Origin of the sequence: Thalassobacterium maritimum, from assembly GCF_031127805.1 — a bacterium.
GTDB lineage: Bacteria > Verrucomicrobiota > Verrucomicrobiia > Opitutales > Coraliomargaritaceae > Thalassobacterium > Thalassobacterium maritimum.
In genome coordinates this window covers 1-16186 of record NZ_JARXHW010000068.1, presented here as the reverse complement: position 1 = coordinate 16186, position 16186 = coordinate 1, and the positions used below count along the sequence as shown (strand labels likewise).

Below are 16186 nucleotides of genomic sequence, written 5' to 3'. Positions count from 1 at the left end.
TCACCTCAGAGTCGGCAGCCTCATCAGCCAAGCCCTGCAGTCGCTCAGGCAAATCTACGCTGCATTTTGATCTGGATTACTTGGACACCGTTCATGTGATCAAAATGAGTGACAAGGGGGGGATTTTGGTAGAGAGTTTGTGCATGGCAGTGGCACTACATTCTCTTCGTTTTAAGAATCCGGGGGCGCCGGTTTTGGTGGTCTTGCATGGGCTTTTGGGCTCTTCGCGTAATTGGTCGACGATTGGGCGGACGCTGCAGGATCGTTTTGATGTGCATGTGCTGGATCTGCGTAACCACGGCAGCTCGCCTCATTCGGATGCGATGCGCTGGTCGGAAATGTGTGAGGATCTTCAGGCCTATTTGGACTTGCATGAGCTTGAGTCGATTGAATTGATGGGGCACAGCCTCGGGGGCAAGGTGGCCATGCGTTACGCCTGTGAGCGCCCGGAAGTGGTGGAGCGTTTGGTGATCGTGGATATCGCCGCGAAGCCCTATCCGCCCTATCATGATAATGAGTTTCGCGCGATGAAACGTATTCCGGTGCCTGAATTGGTTAATCGTAAGGAAGCGGAAGAACTCTTGGAGCCAATGGTGCCGGATTGGGCGCTGCGGCAATTCCTATTGACGAACTTGGTGCGTGATGAGGCGAGCGGCACTTTCCGTTGGCAGGTGAATCTTGAGGCTTTACACGCGAGCTTGCCCCATATTCGACAAAACTCTTTATTGGAAACGGATCGTTATGAGGGCCCTGTGCTTTTGGTGCGTGGAGCTAATTCTGATTTTATCGATGACGATGATGCGAATGAGATGCTGCATTGGTTTCCGCACCTGCATGAGGAAATGGTCCCTAGCGCGGGGCACAATGTGCATGTTGAAAACCGCAAGGGTTTTCTGGAAGTGCTGGATGCCTGGCTGTAATTAAACGACTCACTGAGTCAGTTGTCACAATTGTCTGTGTCCTGCTGTCTCATTTTTCGCAGTTGTGAGAGCCTGGCTGTACGCGGGCGTCAGTGTTATTTTGTTCGTAAGTTAGTATGTTTTCGGAGGTAGCAAATTTTCGAAGAATTTTGGCACATTTTTTGATAAATGCGTTCCAATAAGTAACGCAAATGAAGTCACACGAAAATTCGTTCATTCGATTATTTGTTTTGGCTGAGGGGCAGGCGAGTGGTTCACCTGCTTCAATCTTTGCGTGTGGTTTTTACAGCAAGCTTTCGCGCCCTCAGTGCTCCCGGAATCCGGTGCGTTCTGAGGGCTTTTTATTAACCGATAACAAAGGATAAATACGATGGCTACAGCTACGAAACCATCGATCAAGATTAGGCCGCTGGGAGAGCGCGCTCTTGTGAAACGCATCAAAGTGCTGAAAGGCACGGAAGCCTTGGGCAATGCTTGCAATCGCTGGAACTGGTACGGTCTTTTACAATGAAGTTCCTTCATTATATAATACGAATACAGAAAATGTCATGATACAGATCCAATCCCTGTCTCGAAATTATGGAGATTTCAAAGCGGTCGATAAGGTCAGCTTTGAAATCGGAAAAGGCGAGGTGGTCGGACTGCTCGGTCATAATGGCGCGGGCAAGACGACCATCATGAAAATGATAACTGGCTATCTGGAGCCGACGAGCGGGGAGATCCGTGTCGATGATCTCCAGGTCGGCCGCGATACCCGGGCGATCCAAGCGCGGATCGGTTACCTTCCGGAAAACTGTCCGGTCTGGCCGGAAATGACGGTGATCGAATATCTGGAGTATCAAGCCAACCTTCAAGGTGTATCCGAACCTCAAATACAGTCACGAGTGGCCGAGGCGATCCGACGCACTGCGCTGGGTGAAAAAGCCACCGCGCCCATTCAAACGCTCTCGCGCGGTTACCGTCAACGTGTCGGCGTAGCGCAGGCGATCCTACACAAGCCGGACATCATCATTCTCGACGAGCCGACCAACGGACTCGACCCGACGCAGATCTTCCAAATGCGGGAGTTGATCCGGGATCTGGCCAAGTCGGCGACCGTCATTATTTCCACCCACATTCTGCAGGAAGTGCAAGCGGTCTGCGAGCGCGTGTTGATCATGCGTCAGGGCAAGCTGGTCGTCGACTCGCGGATCGAAGATTTGCAAACAGGCCGCCAGCTGCGGGTCACGGTCAACAACGAGCAGGCCGCCGACTATCTCGGCCGCGTGGCCGGCGTCTCTGCCGTGCACAAAGTGGAAACGGTCGACGAATTGTCGTCCTATCTTCTCGACGCGAAGGGCGACACCGCACCCGAAGTGGTGGCCGCAATCACTGAAGCCGGCGATAAGCTTTACCGCCTCCATCCCGAAACTCGTAATCTCGAAACCGTCTTCGCCGAAGTGAACCGCGGCGAGGCGGCGCTTGCATAAAATGTAGGGGCGTCACTTGTGACGCCCGCTGAGCTTGAGCGCCGAGGCTGGGTGCGGCTGTCTTCATAAATGAAGCCCCTACGATGAAACCTATTTGTTGAAATACTTATTATGAATCGTTTTAGGCATATCTTTCGCAAAGAGTTTAACAGCTTTTTCGCTTCGCCGGCGGCTTGGCTGTTTATGGGCGCTTTCTTGGTCGTCACGCTCTTTATCTTTTTCTGGGGCGAGGCATTCTTTGCCCGCAACATCGCTGATGTGAAGCCCCTCTTTCAATGGATGCCGGTGTTGTTGATCTTCCTCGTCGGCACGCTGAGCATGCGCACCTGGTCTGAGGAGCGTCGTGCAGGCACGATCGAGACCTTGCTCACCAGCCCGGTCGGCTCCTTCCAATTGGTGCTGGGTAAGTTTGCGGCCAACCTCGCGCTGGTCGGCCTCGCACTTGTATTGACATTACCACTACCGTTTTCCGTCGCGCTGGCGGGGCCGCTTGATTGGGGGCCGGTGATCGGTGGCTATGTGGCCTCGATCTTTTTGGCGGCGGCCTATGTGGCAATCGGTCTCTATATGAGCAGTCGCACGGACAATCCCATCGTCGCGCTCATTCTCACCGTCTTTACGGCGGGCGTTTTCTACTTGGTCGGCTCCAGTATGTTGACCACGCTCTTCAGTCATCGTGTGAGTGGTGTGCTTGAGTTGATCGGTAGTGGTTCGCGCTTCGATTCGATCACTCGCGGTGTGCTCGACTTGCGAGACATTTATTACTATTTATCGATCCTTGGTGTGTTCCTCGCCCTCAACCTCTTTAGCCTGGAGCGCTTGCGTTGGGCAGGCAATCCGACTCAAAGCCGTCATGTGCAGTGGGTCACGGTGTGTGCCTTGGCGGTGGTTAATCTACTGGCGGCCAATGTCTGGCTGCACAGCGTTCGCTTTGCCCGCATTGACTTAACCGAGGGCAATGCCTATTCGCTTTCCGAAGCGACCGGGGCCTACTTGCAGCAGGCTGCGGAGCCGCTACTGATCCGCGGCTATTTCTCGCAAAAGAGTCATCCGCTGCTGGAGCCGCTAGTGCCGCAATTGAAGGATCTGCTCGAAGAGTATCAGGTGGCCGGTGGCGAGAAAGTGCGCGTCGAGTTTGTCGATCCGCACAGTGATCAGTCGGTTGAAGAAGAGGCCGCCGATAAATATGGCATCCGCCCGGTGCCTTTCCGTATGGCTAGCCGCTACGAGGCCGGCGTGGTCAATTCCTACTTTGACCTGGTTGTCGCTTATGGCGATCAACACGAGACGCTTTCCTTCGATGATTTGATCGAGGTCAAGTCCTCTGGTTCGGGTGAGCCGGAAGTCTTGCTCAAGAATCCGGAATACGAGATCACTCGCGCCGTGCGCAAAGTCATCAATGGCTATCGCGCCGGATCCGACGTATTTGCCGAGCTCCCCGCGCCGGTTGAGTTTAAGGCCTACGTCTCGCCCGCCGATCGATTGCCCAGCGCACTGGCCGAGCTGCGCGCTTCGTTGGAGAACACCCTCGAAAGCCTAGCCGAAAGTTCCGGCGGTAAGCTGAGTTATGACTTCGCGGATCCCGATGCCAACAACGGTCAGCTGGGCCAAGAGCTCAACCGTGAATACGGCTTTGTGCCTCAGGTGGCCGGGCTCTTTGATATGCAGCCGTTCTGGTTCTACATGGTGTTGGAGGGCAGTGACGAATCCGTGCAAGTGCCCCTGCCGTCCGAGCTCTCCGAGACGCAACTGCGCCAGTCGATCGAGTCCGCCATCCAGCGGCTGTCGCCCGGTTATTTGAAGACCATTGGCCTGGTGGCACCGGAAGGACCAGCGAACAATGCCATGAACCCTTACATGATGCAGCCGCCGGCAGCGAAGGAGTTTAATGAGCTGCGCAGCACGCTCGAGGCCAATGCCCGTGTGATCGATGTCGAACTCGATGCCGGCCAAGTGCCCGTGGATGTCGATCTACTGATGGTGCTGGCTCCCGATAATCTGGGAGAAAAGGCGATCTTCGCCATCGACCAGTTTCTGATGCAGGGCGGCTCCGTCGTGATCGCGACCTCACCCTTTGACGTCTCGATCACGCGCTCGATTAACGCCAACGAACAGCGCTCCGGTCTCGATGAGTGGTTGGGCAGCATGGGCATCACTGTGGGGGACAGCCTCGTGCTCGATACGCAAAACGCCTCTCTGGCCATCCCCGTACCGCGTCGCGTCGGGCCCGTCACGGTGAACGAAATCGTGATGATGCCGTATCCACATTTCCCCGACATTCGAAGCGAAGGCTTGGATGACGGTCACCCTGTGACAGCTGCGTTGGGACAGTTGACCATGAACTGGGCCTCACCTATTACGGTTGATTCGGAAAAGAGCGCCGGGCGCGAAGTTGCCCGACTGGTGCGCTCCTCGACCGACAGCTGGACCTCGGAAGAGGCCGATGTGATGCCCGACTACCAGATGTATCCACTCACCGGATTCGTGCCCGGACTGGCGCGCAGCCCGCAGACGCTTGCCGTTGCGACTCAGGGGCACTTCGATTCTTACTTCAAGGACAAGGAATCACCACTGCTGCCCGAGGAAGAGGCCGCGGAGGCCGAATCCGAGGATGCTGATGCAGAGGACAACGCAGTCGCCGCAGAAGCGACTGAAGAGCCCGAAGATCTGGTCGTTGGCTCAGTCATTCAGCGCTCTTCGGATTCCGCACGTCTGGTGGTGATCGGCAGTAATAGCTTTGCCGAAGACAGTGCCTTGAGTCTCACCTCGCAAGCACTGGGCACGGAATACACCGCGCCGCTGGAGTTCATGCAAAACGTGGTCGACTGGTCGCTCGACGATGCCGGTCTACTCACGATTCGCGGGCGCACCCAACTCGCCCGCACACTAGAGCCGATGAGCGAAGAGGAAATGCGGGTGATGGAGCTCTCCAACTACGGGCTGGCCATCAGCGGTCTGGGGCTGGTCTGGCTCATTCGCCATCTCTGCCGTCGCAAGCGGACGGCGCACTACAAACAAATTTTAGCGGAGGTTTAAACGTATGAAAAAGAAAATCACAATACTGGGCGGATTGCTTGTCTTGCAGGCATTTTTGATTCTCGCCATCAGCTTTCGATCCGAGGGGCTGCAAAGCCATCAGGGCATGCAGGCGCTCCTCGACTTTAACCGCGAACAAGTCGACCGCATCCTTGTGGCCGACGGCGAACAGCGCAGTGAGCTGAAGCGCTCCGGCGACAGTTGGACGACCGCCGAGGGCTTCCCCGTGGAGGCCGATCGCGTGGACCGACTCTTGGACCGGCTGAAGGAGTTGCAGCATGGTCTTGCGGTGGCGCAGACCGAGGCCTCGCTCAAGCGCTTCAAGTTGAGCGATGACGAATTTGAGCGCCGCGTCGAACTCTACGCCGACGGCAAAGAAGTCGCCTCGCTCACCCTCGGCAGCGGTGCCGGCGCGCGGCGTTCGCATGTGCGGGCGGGCGATGGCAAAGAGATCTACGCCGTCGCTCTCGGCAGCTACGATCTACCGGCCGACATCGCGCAGTGGCAGGACAAAACCTTGCTACAGCTTGAGGCTGATCAAGTGGCAGCCGTGCGCATCGGCGATCTGACTGTGCGTAAGGAAGCCGTGACCGCCGAGCCCGCAGGGGCGTACGAAGGCGAGGAAGCCAGCTCCGAGGTCGAGCCTGAAACCACCTGGGTGGCTGAAGGCTTGACCGAAAGCGAGAGCTTCGAGTTAGACAATTTTGAGAGTGACTTGGATCGCTTGCTTAGCATGCGCTATACTCGGGCCTATCCTGCTGAAGAGGCGGCCGATCTGGTCGATGGTAAGGATGCGATGAATCACATCCACCTACAACTGCGCGATGGTAAGCAGCCACAGGGCATTAGCGAGCGGACTTATCAGGTGTACAAAGCCAAAGAGGGCGGTGGACACTTTGTTACGGTTTCGGATCGCGAAGAATGGTTTGAAGTGAGTGCCTACTTGGGCGGTCGACTCGGGGAGCAACTGGTCGCTGACAAACTAGTGAAAGTCAACGAAGCCACGGCCGAGGATACTGCGACGTCCGCTGAAGAAGAGGGCGCTTCCGAGTCAGCAGTCGAAGAAGACAGCGCGGGCAGTGAGACGGCAAATCACGGAGCGGACGAAGCCAACGCCGATGAAAGTTAATTCGATGTAGGTTTTACTATAGGGGCGGCTCCTCGCCATGGAAGGAGGTTAACATATGGAGAAAGGAAAGCCGAAGGCGGATCTTTTGAATGATGTGGAATCCGCCTTTCATCACATACTCAAGCAGTCACACCAAGGAGCATCGTGTGGTCTCTCGATTCACGAGCGAGCCCGCTTGCTGGAGATCTTACGGGATCTATACCGGGCAGAGTCGAGGGATTTGCACGAACGCGCCCAGGTCTGTTATTGTGAACTGGAAGACTTATTAGAAAAGATCGAAGCCGGTCCCAGTCGTTTGAGCGAGGCCTTGCAAGTCATACTCTGGCGCGTTCGCCGTCGGTTCAGTGGTGCCCAGCAGGTGGCGTGAGCTGGTGCCGTGCATGTTTCCGGCTTGAGAGAAATCAGCGCTTTATCTTTGCACCTTTCGACCTTCCGACTTTCATGCATGTTTATGACAACCCGCTCTCAGTCCGAAGTCGATCATGTAGCCGCCGCCGGTTTTGCCGAGGTCTATGCTCCAGTGAAGCCTTATCTCGATGATCTTGATGCTTTTTTGCAATCTCAGGTGGGTGAGCTTGAGCCTGAGGTTCAGGAGCATGTGCGCTATGTGTTCGGGCATAGTGGCAAGCGCTTGCGGCCGATGCTGGTCGCTTATAGTGGTTGGGAAGGCCCGGGGCAGACGCGTGCGCAAGATCTAATCAAGCTGGGCTCTGTGATCGAACTGGTGCATCTGGCCACACTAGTGCACGACGATATTCTGGATGAGGCGGATACGCGACATCGCCAGGAGACGGCGGCTAAGAAGTTTGGTCCTGCGGCAGCGGTGCTGATTGGTGATGTGCTTTTTTCGCATGCGCTGAAGTTGGCTGCTGAGTTTGATACCAATGAGATCTGTCGCTCGGTGGCGCGCGCGACTTCGCGTGTCTGTGCGGGCGAGATCGCGCAGACCTACCAGCGTGGCGAGGTCAATTATAGTCGTGAATTTTACTTTCGTGTGATTCAGCTCAAGACGGCAGAGCTCTTTGAAGTGGCATGCCGCTTGGGGGCAAAGGTGGCCGGTTATTCGAATGAGTTTAGCGAAGCGGCGGGGCTCTTTGGGCGTCATGTGGGCATCGCCTATCAGATCTTTGACGATCTGGTGGATCTATACGCCGATGAGTCGATGATCGGTAAGACGCTGGGCACGGATCTGGACAAGGGGAAATTCACATTGCCCTTGTTGCTGCTCTTGGAGAAATTGCCAGCTGAGGAGCGTGAGGCGTTGATGGAGCGCTTCAACGCGGGCGATAAAACGGTGGCTGCGGATTTCACTGCGCGTCTGCACGATTTCCCCATTTTTGATGAGGTGGTGAAGGCTTTTGAGCATCAGTTGTCGCTCGCGACGGATGCTGTCGCGCCCTTTGCCGAGTTGCCACCGGTGGCTTCGATGCAGAAGATCGCGGACTTGGTGCGCGCGCAGCTTGGGCGGATTGCGTAACTAGCGCCTAGTTAAGCTGCGTTTATTAGTGCTGGCTGTCGAGTGCTGACGATTTTGCAAAATGCCTCTAAATCTGCTGCGATTTCAATTGCCAGAATGATTCTTACAGTTAGCTCTTTGCACTGTCGTCCTTCGACATCTCATTCACCCATTCAATTTTTCTCGTCAATGCGTTGTTGATGAACCCCCGCACGGGTGTTCTCCGTTTGCCGAGCCACTTTCTTACAGTTTATGGACATTGCAATTGTCACTGGAGCCGAGACCCCCCTCGGGCTCAGTCTTATTCAACGCTTGGTACACCAAGGTTATCGCGTGCACGGCATCGGAAACAACTTTTCTAAAGTTACTTTCGCAGACCCACAGTTTTTTGCGCATCCAGTCGATCTCAGTAATCTGACTGCAGTCTCGGAGACGATGGCTCAGATTCTTGAAAAGGAGAAATCGCTGGATCTTCTGATTCACGCGATCGACGTCACCCCCGGGGCGGCCTTTGAAAAATTGCCGGTCGGTAACTTGGAAGCGATTCTTAAGATAGGTTTGCTGGGGCCCGTCATGCTCACGCGTTTGGCACTGCCGAATTTATTGCGCTTTCGTGGGCAATTGATTAACGTGATCCCTGCCAATAAGAGCGGTGCGCCTGCGAGTGCGGTTAACGCTTTATTGGAAGGTGGTCTGCGTGAAATGAATCGTGCACTTTTCGATCGCGCACGTGATGTTGGTTTACGTGTCACCAATTTAGTGCTGCGGCAGAATCCTGAGCCTGATGCGCTTTCAGTTAAGAGTAGCGAGCAAACGCATATTGACTTGGAGGATGTCGCGCGAGCGGTGGAACAGCTGCTGGATCCGAATTTTGCCAACGTGCCGGCGGAGTTGGTGTTGTATCCGCGAACGAGTGCACATGCCGACCAAGTCTTGCCTGAGGTTTCCCTACCATTGGATCCCTATAGTGAGATCGTGCTTCCACCACAGGCTTATTGCCCGCCCGATCAGCCCAAAATTCCGACCCAGGAAAAGGAGCGAGTGGAGCGCACGATTCCTTATACTGATGAAGAAATGGAAGAGAAGATTGCGGCTGCGATTGAGGACTTTGAGGCGCACCCTGAGCGTTATGAGCCGTCGCAGAAGCAGGATTCTAAACGTAAGGCACGCCCTGATCGCAAGCAAAAGCAGAAGGGCGAGCGTGCGCCGCGTGAGGATGCCGCGCAGCAATCTTCGCCTGAGCAGCAAGTAGAGACGGAATCAAATTCTGAGCAGAGCCATGACTCGCAAGATTCCGGAAATAGTAAGCGTCGTCGTGGACGTCGTCGTGGAGGCCGCAATCGTAATCGCGATCGCGATGGTAAAGAGTCGAGTGAGCCGTCCAATCATGCAGAGCCGTCACAAGCCGAGGGTGGTCAATCGCAGTCAGAGCAGAAAGATGTGCCAGCAGCATCGTCTAATTCTGTGGAGAGCGAAAGAAGTTCCCATCAGCGTTCGCAAGGCGAGTCGCGTGACTTGCAGCAGAGCGATGTATCAGGGCAATCGCTACACGCAGCGTCAAAGAGCGATCCATCTGCGGACAAGCCTAAGCGCAGTTCACGCAGGGGGCGCTCTCGTGTGGAACCCAAGCCGATTTTGGACGCACGTATCGAGACCGAATCCGAATTTTTATCCAAGCCAGACCCTCGTCCGCAACGTCGCGGCCGCACGCGGGCAACCGCGAAGTCAAAGGTGTCTAGTGCGGAGTCCGTAGTACCCGCACCAATTCCCGCACCAATTCCCGCACCAATTCCCGCACCAATTCCAGCACCGGTGAGCGTGACCGAGGTCGCTCCGCTCCCACGGCTTGAGTCCGAGGCTCCGCAGTCAGTTGCTAGCGAGAAGAAAGCTGCCTCGCATTCTTCTGAGCCGAAGCAAGAAGCTCAAGAAGCTCAGGCAGCTCAGGCGTCCGAGGCCGAAAGTTCTGCAGCACCTAAAGCTTCTGCTAAGAAAACACCAGCCAAGAAGGCGACTAAGAAAGCCACTAAAAAAGCGGCGAAGAAAGCAGTTAAAAAGAAGGTGGCCAAAAAAGCAGCCAAGAAGAAGTCCGCTAAGAAAGCGACTAAGAAGGCAGCTAAGAAAAAGGTCGCTAAGAAGGTTGAAGCACAGGAGGCGGAGTAATCATTCATCGAAGTCGATGACTTCTTGCTCTTGAGCGGGTGGGATGGCATCGGCTGTTCGTGTCAGCAGCGATGGGGAGACGTTCCATTGCGTGCCCTCTTCGGTGAGGACACTTACGGTCTTTTTATTGAATTTGATGACTGTGCCTTCGATTAAGTCGCCTTCCGAGGACCAGAACTCGACTTTGCAGCCGCGTTGAAAGCGAGTCATTTCCATCCTTGCTTGGACGGCTCTGCGCTGTTTGAGATGGTCAACGATTGCATGGTTGAGCGCACGTAATTCATCGTCGCTCCATTTTTGAAGGGATTCTGGGAGTTCCATCATAGATTGAGTTCTGACGAGTTGAGTGCTCAGACAAGCTGGAAGCTTGTCACTACGCTTATTTCGCGAGCTTCAATAGTTCCTTCACGGGCGGTACGTCTTTGATGATTTGGCTGGGCTCGGGGCCGACGCCGATGTAGCGCAGGTTAGGGATCTTGTCTTTGTGCTGATCCCCGTGGTTGGCGACTTCGACTAAGGCTTTTAATAGCCATGCCACGTAGACCTTGGCGGCTTCGGGCAGATCGGCAAAGCTGCGCACGCCGGAGATGTCTTCGCTCCAGCCGGGCACTGTTTTGAATACCGGCTTGAGGCGGCGGTGGACTTTAATGTCGCGTGGCACGTGGTGCACGATGCTGCCATCTTCGTCTTGGTAAGCGGTGCAGATTTGTAGATCGCCTTGCCATTCGCCATTATGCGAGAGGGCATCGAGCTTATTCAGCACGAGGTCTTGATAGCCGCCGTAGCGTAGGGCGTCGCCCTTTTCGACGGCGTCGTACCAGCCGACCATGCGTTGGCGTCCGGTGGTGGCGCCAAACTCGATCTTGCGCAGCAGGGTGCTGAGCGGGTGGTCGAGGTCGATCTCGGAGATGAATACGTGGGTGCCGACTTTGGTGTCGTAGGCCTTGCAGCAGCCGACGTTGTGAATCGGTTGCGCGGGAATGCCTGCAGATTGGAAAAACTCTGGCGTAAAGGTGTGCGAGGCAGTGACGTTGGGGGCGAAGCCGTGACGCTTATCCAGCCAGTAGGCTTGGCCAAATTCACCGATGATGTAGTTGCCCTTGTCTTGCTCGCGCAGCACTAGCTCGCGCACATCGCAGACTTGTGTAGCGAGCACCTGGCCGGCGGCCCAGTAGGCTTCGATCAGTTTTTCGGCATTGAGTGTGAAGGGGGCTTCGCCGGCGAATTGGCTGAAGTCGAACTCGCTGGCGTCGAACTTGCCTGCTTGGATGACTTCGTCGTTGGCGCGGGTTTCCGCTCCAGTGAGAGTTTCAAAGAAAGTAGGCCAGCGTTCCGGGGCGACTTGGCAGACGTGCTCGATCACGCGTAGTGCGCGGTCGATGCGGCCCTGCATTTTAGTGACAAAGGCCTCTTTGCTGCCGAGGAAGTCGGCATAGAAAATTTGAAATTGTCCCACTTCGTCGAGGTAGGCCGGCGTGATGCCGCGACCGGTCGAGCCGCGTGGATCGCCCTTTTGCACGTGCACGCGGTAGTCTTCCCAGGCGAGGTCGAGCAGACGGTGGCAGAGGTCGGAGACCAAGCAGCGCTCGTCGATCGCGAGGCGTTTGACTGCGACATGGCCGTGCAGCTCCGCATAGGCCGACTCCCAGAGGAACTTGCGTGGATCGGCGACCACGCCCGCGCCGATTGGCAGATAGGGAACCTTCGGGTCCGCTACGCCGCCTGGCAATAGGTTCAGCTTGAGTCCCGCGACGGTGTGTCCCGAGTTGGAGCCGCCGTTGACCTTCATGACGGCCGCTACCGCGTCTTCGCGACCGGTGGTCTCGCGTAATTCGTTCACAATTTCGAGAATGACGCGACCCTTGCCTTCGTCGCCTGTGGAGATGCCGGTATCGGCAATCAGTTGGGAGGTAAATGGTGTGAGCATGTTTTAGTAAACTTATTTTGAAGAGTCGGCTGATGAGTCACTCGTTTTCACGGTGATCACATCGTGTGGAGCCGATTCCTTTTGGCCGGCTGGGCTGACGCGGATGTAGCGGGCTTTCTCGCGGAGCTGAGCCAGGTCGGCGGCGCCGAGGTAGCCCATGCCGGACTGGATGCCGCCCACCAGCTCGCGCAGCACGCCGCTGAGTGAGCCGACGGATTCTTTGAGCGCTTCAATGCCTTCGGCTGCGGCCTTGGTGGCGATGTCCTTGCGATCGTGCCCGTAGCGGCTGGCGGAGCCGTCTTTCATGGCGGCGCTGCTGCCCATGCCACGGTATTGTTTATATTGCTTGCCGTTGATTTCGATAATCTGGCCGGGCGCTTCGTTGCAGCCTGCGAGTAAGCTGCCGCACATGACGCCGTTGGCCAAGGTGAGGGCTTTGACCATATCGCCCGACTTGGTAATGCCGCCGTCGGCGAGGATCGCGACGCCCTTCTTACGGGCCGCGATGGAGGCGCAGTAGAGCGCGGTCATTTGCGGGATGCCGACACCAGCGACGATGCGGGTGGTGCAGATTGATCCCGGGCCTTGACCGATTTTTATGGTATTGGCACCCGCGTCGGCGAGGAATTCGACCCCCTCGGCGCTGGTGACGTTACCGGCGATCAAAGTCAGGTCGGCAAACTCACCGCGTAGCATGCGGATGGTGTCGCCGACGCCTTTAGAAAATCCATGTGCCGTGGATACCGCGATGGTGTCCACGCCCTCGTCCACCAATTTGCCTACGTGGTTGATGATGCGCTCACGGTCCAGTTCGCCATCGGGCTTGCGGTGGGCGGAGATGGCTGCGCCGCACATCAGACGGAAGTGGCTGTCGCGGGCGGGTTTGACGGACTGCTGTGACTCGGCGTCGATGCGCTCGATGTCGGAGAGTGTGAACAGGCCGCGTAGGCGGTCTTCGTCGTCCACCACCAGTAGCTTGTGAATGCCGAGGTGGTCGGTGAAAAATTTGTCCGCGGTCTTGATCGGATCTTTAGTGATCTCTTTTTCGTTGAGCGTGTAGACCTGATCGCGTGGTGTCATCGCTTCCGAGACCAGGCGGTTGGCGTAGCGCGCTTTGACGACTCGCCCCGGTAGCAGGCCAAGTAATTTATTGTTGTCATCCACCACTGGGAAAGTGCTGAAACCATAGCCACGATCTGCGATGCGGTCCATGACCTCGCCGATTTTCTGGTTGGGCTCGACTTTGATCGGTTCCTGAATGAAGCCGTGAATATGATTTTTGACGCGGGCGACCTCACGCACCTGCTTCTCGTCGGTCATATTATAGTGAATGAGCCCCAGGCCGCCATTGAGCGCCATTTTAATGGCCATCTTGGATTCGGTCACCGTGTCCATGTCCGAAGAAATGATCGGAATTTGCAGCTCGAGCGACTCTGAGAGACGGGTGCCCAAATTGGTTTGGCGAGGGAGCACGTCTGAGTAGAGCGTCGCCAGAGAAATGTCGTCGTAGGTCAGGCCGACCGGCAAGTTGTTCTGGAAGAACTGATCTGCAGATTGATAATAGTCTTCGATTCGAGGTGCTTTCATAGGCTGACTTCAGCAAAAGATTGTCTTTTCTCAAGTCGTAAATGATACTTTATGAGAGTGTAGGGGCGCGACTTGCCCGCGTCGTCGTGGCTGCTGTGGCATTTATGGGCGCGCAGCTTTTGCCTGCTGATGTGAATCACGCCCCTACGATAGAATTCCATGAGTCGCGAAATTTCATTTAAGCCTTATCGACGCGCCTTTCGCAGGCCGCTACGCACTGCGCGCGGCGAGTGGGCGCTGCGTGAAGGCTTTTTGCTGCGCGTCGAGCAGGACGGGCAAGTCGGCTATGGCGAGGTGGCCCCGATCCCGGAATTTGGCAGCGAGACACTGGCAGAGGCGCAGGCCTTTTTGCAGCAATTGCAAGTGCAAGCGGACTTGCCAGTGCCTCAGGATTTGCCTTGTTGCGCCTTTGCACTCTCCAGTGCGCAGGTCGCGGCATCAGCGGACGTAGCGGCATCAGCGAGGACACGTGTCTACCCCGTGTCTGGGTTATTGCCCGCCGGAGATGCGGGATTGACGCGTGCGCGGCAACGCGTGCAAGCGGGCTACCGTAATTTGAAATGGAAGATCGGCGTGGCCCCCGTCGCTCAAGAGCTGGAATGGGCAGGTCAGCTCTTGGACGCCCTGCCGCCAGGCGTGCGGCTGCGTTTCGATGCCAATGCCGGCTTGAATTCATCCGAGCTAGAGCAATGGCTGGAGCTCTTGGCGCGCTTCCCGCAGCAAACAGACTACATCGAGCAACCGCTGGCTTGCGGTCAAGAGGCAAGTATGGCCCGCTACATGCACGACTACGGGGTGCCCATCGCCCTCGATGAGTCGCTGAATGGTGACTGTGGGGCGCGTTTTTTAGAACCCGGCGCCTGGTCGGGGCCCTTGGTGGTCAAGGCTGCCTTGATGGGGGAGGTCGGAGCCCTGCAACAGCGCTTGTTACCAGTGGCGGCGCAGCTGGTGTTCTCGTCGGTGTTCGAGACCGGCATTGCCGCGGAGAGTGTGTTGGCCTTGGCGGATCGTTTACCAGACTTGTCAGCTCCGATCGGTTTCGATACCGTAGACGCTTTTAATGATACACGCAATCACCTGCCCGCGGCGGCGGCGATTGACACGAACGCCCGCGCAGCCTATGTGCCCGAGCAGATATGGAACTCGATTTAGAAGAACTCGCGCGCGACTGGATCGCCGGCATTTCAGGCGAGGCCCTTGTGGCGCGCGTGCAGGACTATCTGTCGCAGGTGGAAGCGCTCACGCGTCAGCAGCAAGCGCGTGGGGTGTTGTTGACGGAGCAGGATCCCATAGAATTTGCCGCTGCGTTTTTTGCGGCTGTTTTGCTGGACGTGCCTGTGATCTTGGCCAATCCCAAGTGGGGCGCGCAAGAGCAAGCAGAGCTGGGGCGTTTAGTGTCGCCAGCTATTTGCTTTGGTCGGGGCTTCACTTGTGAAGACCGCGGTGGAGTCGGCACGTCGTCTGTTACGGGCTTAGGCTCAGCGGTCTTCACGAGTGAAGCCCCTACGTCTCCAGAGCCGGGCTCCATTTTGATTCCGACCGGTGGCAGCACGGGCGGGGTGAAGCTGGCCGTGCATACTTGGGATTCGCTTTGTGCGGCTTGCGAGGGCGTGCAAGGCTTACTGGGCGGTGGCCCGATTGATAGTTGCTGCGTGTTGCCGCTGTATCATGTGAGCGGGTTGATGCAGTTGTTGCGCGCTTACGTGACGGGTGGGCAGATACGCTTCGATGAAGATGAGGTCGCGGGCCGTTGTCTCTCCTATGTGCCGACACAGTTGCAGCGCGCCTTGGGCTCGGATGCGCGTGTCCAAACATTGCAGACCGCGCGTGCGATTTTTGTGGGCGGGGCCGCTCTGCCTGAGTCGCTTGCGCAGCAAGCGCGCGCCTGTCAGTTACCGATCATTCCCGTCTATGGCATGACCGAGACTGCCGCCATGGTGGCCGCCGTGCCAGTGGCGGACTTCTTGCAGACGCCCGATGCCGGGGCGGTGGCGATTGGTGAGGCGCGTTTTCAGATCGAAGCCGATGGCCGTTTGCGCATCTTCAGCCCGGCCCTCTTCCAGGGCTATCATGGGCAGCCGCGCATCGAGGGCAGCGCCGGTTATTTGACCGACGACGAGGCCCGTCTTGATGACAAAGGACGGTTGCATGTGATCGGGCGCAAAGATCGGCTGATCAACAGCGGCGGCGAAAAGATTGACCCCCGCGAGGTGGAAGCCGCGGTGGCGCAGTTAGCTGGCGTTGAAGCCGTGTTAGCGGTGGGATTGCCCGACCCTGAGTGGGGGCAGCGGCTGGTCGTGTTTTATACCGGTCGCGAACAGCCCGCTTGGAAAGCACAGCTGCGCGAGAAATTGGTGAATTATAAAATCCCGAAAGAGCTGCGTTGGGTGGATCGCCTGCCGTTGGATGAAAAAGGAAAGGTCGTAGGGGCGCTGGCGAACGTCGCAAAGGTAGGGGCTTCACTTGTGAAGACCGCCGAGCCTAAGAGCCGAACCACGGCGG

The 16186-nt window shown here is 56.7% G+C and carries 11 protein-coding genes and 2 pseudogenes; 10 read left to right on the top strand and 3 right to left on the bottom strand.

All coding sequences use genetic code 11. The features are described 5' to 3' along the window. From QEH52_RS17950 to QEH52_RS20800, 8 genes and pseudogenes are all read left to right on the top strand, one after another. Positions 1-920 (top strand): alpha/beta fold hydrolase (locus tag QEH52_RS17950; protein WP_308952334.1); only part of this gene is annotated, 920 nt, incomplete at its 5' end. Between the two features lie 548 nt (positions 921-1468). Next, positions 1469-2389 carry an ABC transporter ATP-binding protein gene (locus QEH52_RS17945; RefSeq protein ID WP_345785483.1) on the top strand — a complete coding sequence of 307 codons (921 nt, stop codon included), beginning with the start codon at positions 1469-1471 and terminating at the stop codon, positions 2387-2389. A 111-nt stretch (positions 2390-2500) separates the two neighbouring features. Next, positions 2501-5425, top strand: a complete 2925-nt coding sequence (locus QEH52_RS17940) for a Gldg family protein (RefSeq protein ID WP_308952332.1) — start codon at positions 2501-2503, stop codon at positions 5423-5425. A gap of 4 nt (positions 5426-5429) precedes the next feature. After that, the gene (locus QEH52_RS17935) at positions 5430-6554 is read left to right on the top strand and encodes a DUF4340 domain-containing protein (protein WP_308952331.1); all 1125 of its coding nucleotides are present in this window, start codon (positions 5430-5432) and stop codon (positions 6552-6554) included. Between the two features lie 55 nt (positions 6555-6609). Next, complete coding sequence (locus QEH52_RS17930; protein ID WP_308952330.1) at positions 6610-6921, top strand: hypothetical protein; 312 nt, start codon at positions 6610-6612, stop codon at positions 6919-6921. Between the two features lie 78 nt (positions 6922-6999). Then, complete coding sequence (locus tag QEH52_RS17925; RefSeq protein WP_308952329.1) at positions 7000-8031, top strand: polyprenyl synthetase family protein; 1032 nt, start codon at positions 7000-7002, stop codon at positions 8029-8031. A gap of 231 nt (positions 8032-8262) precedes the next feature. Beyond that, positions 8263-8634: pseudogene (locus tag QEH52_RS17920) on the top strand (SDR family NAD(P)-dependent oxidoreductase); the annotation flags it as partial. Between the two features lie 1395 nt (positions 8635-10029). Then, positions 10030-10107, top strand: a pseudogene (locus tag QEH52_RS20800) (histone protein); the annotation flags it as partial. Positions 10108-10170: 63 nt separating this feature from the next. Here the strand turns inward: QEH52_RS20800 and QEH52_RS17915 are convergent. From QEH52_RS17915 to guaB, 3 genes are read right to left on the bottom strand one after another with little or no spacing between them, the layout of a single operon-like run. Further along, complete coding sequence (locus tag QEH52_RS17915) at positions 10171-10494, bottom strand: hypothetical protein (protein WP_308952328.1); 324 nt, start codon at positions 10492-10494, stop codon at positions 10171-10173. A gap of 55 nt (positions 10495-10549) precedes the next feature. Further along, a complete protein-coding gene (locus QEH52_RS17910) occupies positions 10550-12097 on the bottom strand; it encodes an adenylosuccinate synthetase (RefSeq protein WP_308952327.1) in 1548 nt (515 codons plus the stop codon). 12 nt (positions 12098-12109) lie between these two features. Beyond that, positions 12110-13684, bottom strand: a complete 1575-nt coding sequence (guaB, locus tag QEH52_RS17905; RefSeq protein ID WP_308952326.1) for an IMP dehydrogenase — start codon at positions 13682-13684, stop codon at positions 12110-12112. A 159-nt stretch (positions 13685-13843) separates the two neighbouring features. On the opposite strand from guaB, the gene QEH52_RS17900 reads away from it, so the two are divergent. Both QEH52_RS17900 and QEH52_RS17895 read left to right on the top strand, forming a co-directional pair. Beyond that, the gene (locus tag QEH52_RS17900; protein ID WP_308952325.1) at positions 13844-14836 is read left to right on the top strand and encodes an o-succinylbenzoate synthase; all 993 of its coding nucleotides are present in this window, start codon (positions 13844-13846) and stop codon (positions 14834-14836) included. Beyond that, on the top strand, positions 14821-16186 hold a 1366-nt coding region (locus QEH52_RS17895; protein WP_308952324.1), incomplete at its 3' end, for an AMP-binding protein. The genes QEH52_RS17900 and QEH52_RS17895, both read left to right, overlap by 16 nt.

Coding starts and splice junctions, on each gene's coding strand:
- QEH52_RS17900 (WP_308952325.1), top strand. CDS start 13,844: ATGAGTCGCGAAATTTCATTTAAGCCTTATCGACGCGCCTTTCGCAGG.
- QEH52_RS17910 (WP_308952327.1), bottom strand. CDS start 12,097: ATGCTCACACCATTTACCTCCCAACTGATTGCCGATACCGGCATCTCC.
- QEH52_RS17930 (WP_308952330.1), top strand. CDS start 6,610: ATGGAGAAAGGAAAGCCGAAGGCGGATCTTTTGAATGATGTGGAATCC.
- QEH52_RS17925 (WP_308952329.1), top strand. CDS start 7,000: ATGTTTATGACAACCCGCTCTCAGTCCGAAGTCGATCATGTAGCCGCC.
- QEH52_RS17945 (WP_345785483.1), top strand. CDS start 1,469: ATGATACAGATCCAATCCCTGTCTCGAAATTATGGAGATTTCAAAGCG.
- QEH52_RS17940 (WP_308952332.1), top strand. CDS start 2,501: ATGAATCGTTTTAGGCATATCTTTCGCAAAGAGTTTAACAGCTTTTTC.
- QEH52_RS17915 (WP_308952328.1), bottom strand. CDS start 10,494: ATGATGGAACTCCCAGAATCCCTTCAAAAATGGAGCGACGATGAATTA.
- QEH52_RS17935 (WP_308952331.1), top strand. CDS start 5,430: ATGAAAAAGAAAATCACAATACTGGGCGGATTGCTTGTCTTGCAGGCA.
- guaB (WP_308952326.1), bottom strand. CDS start 13,684: ATGAAAGCACCTCGAATCGAAGACTATTATCAATCTGCAGATCAGTTC.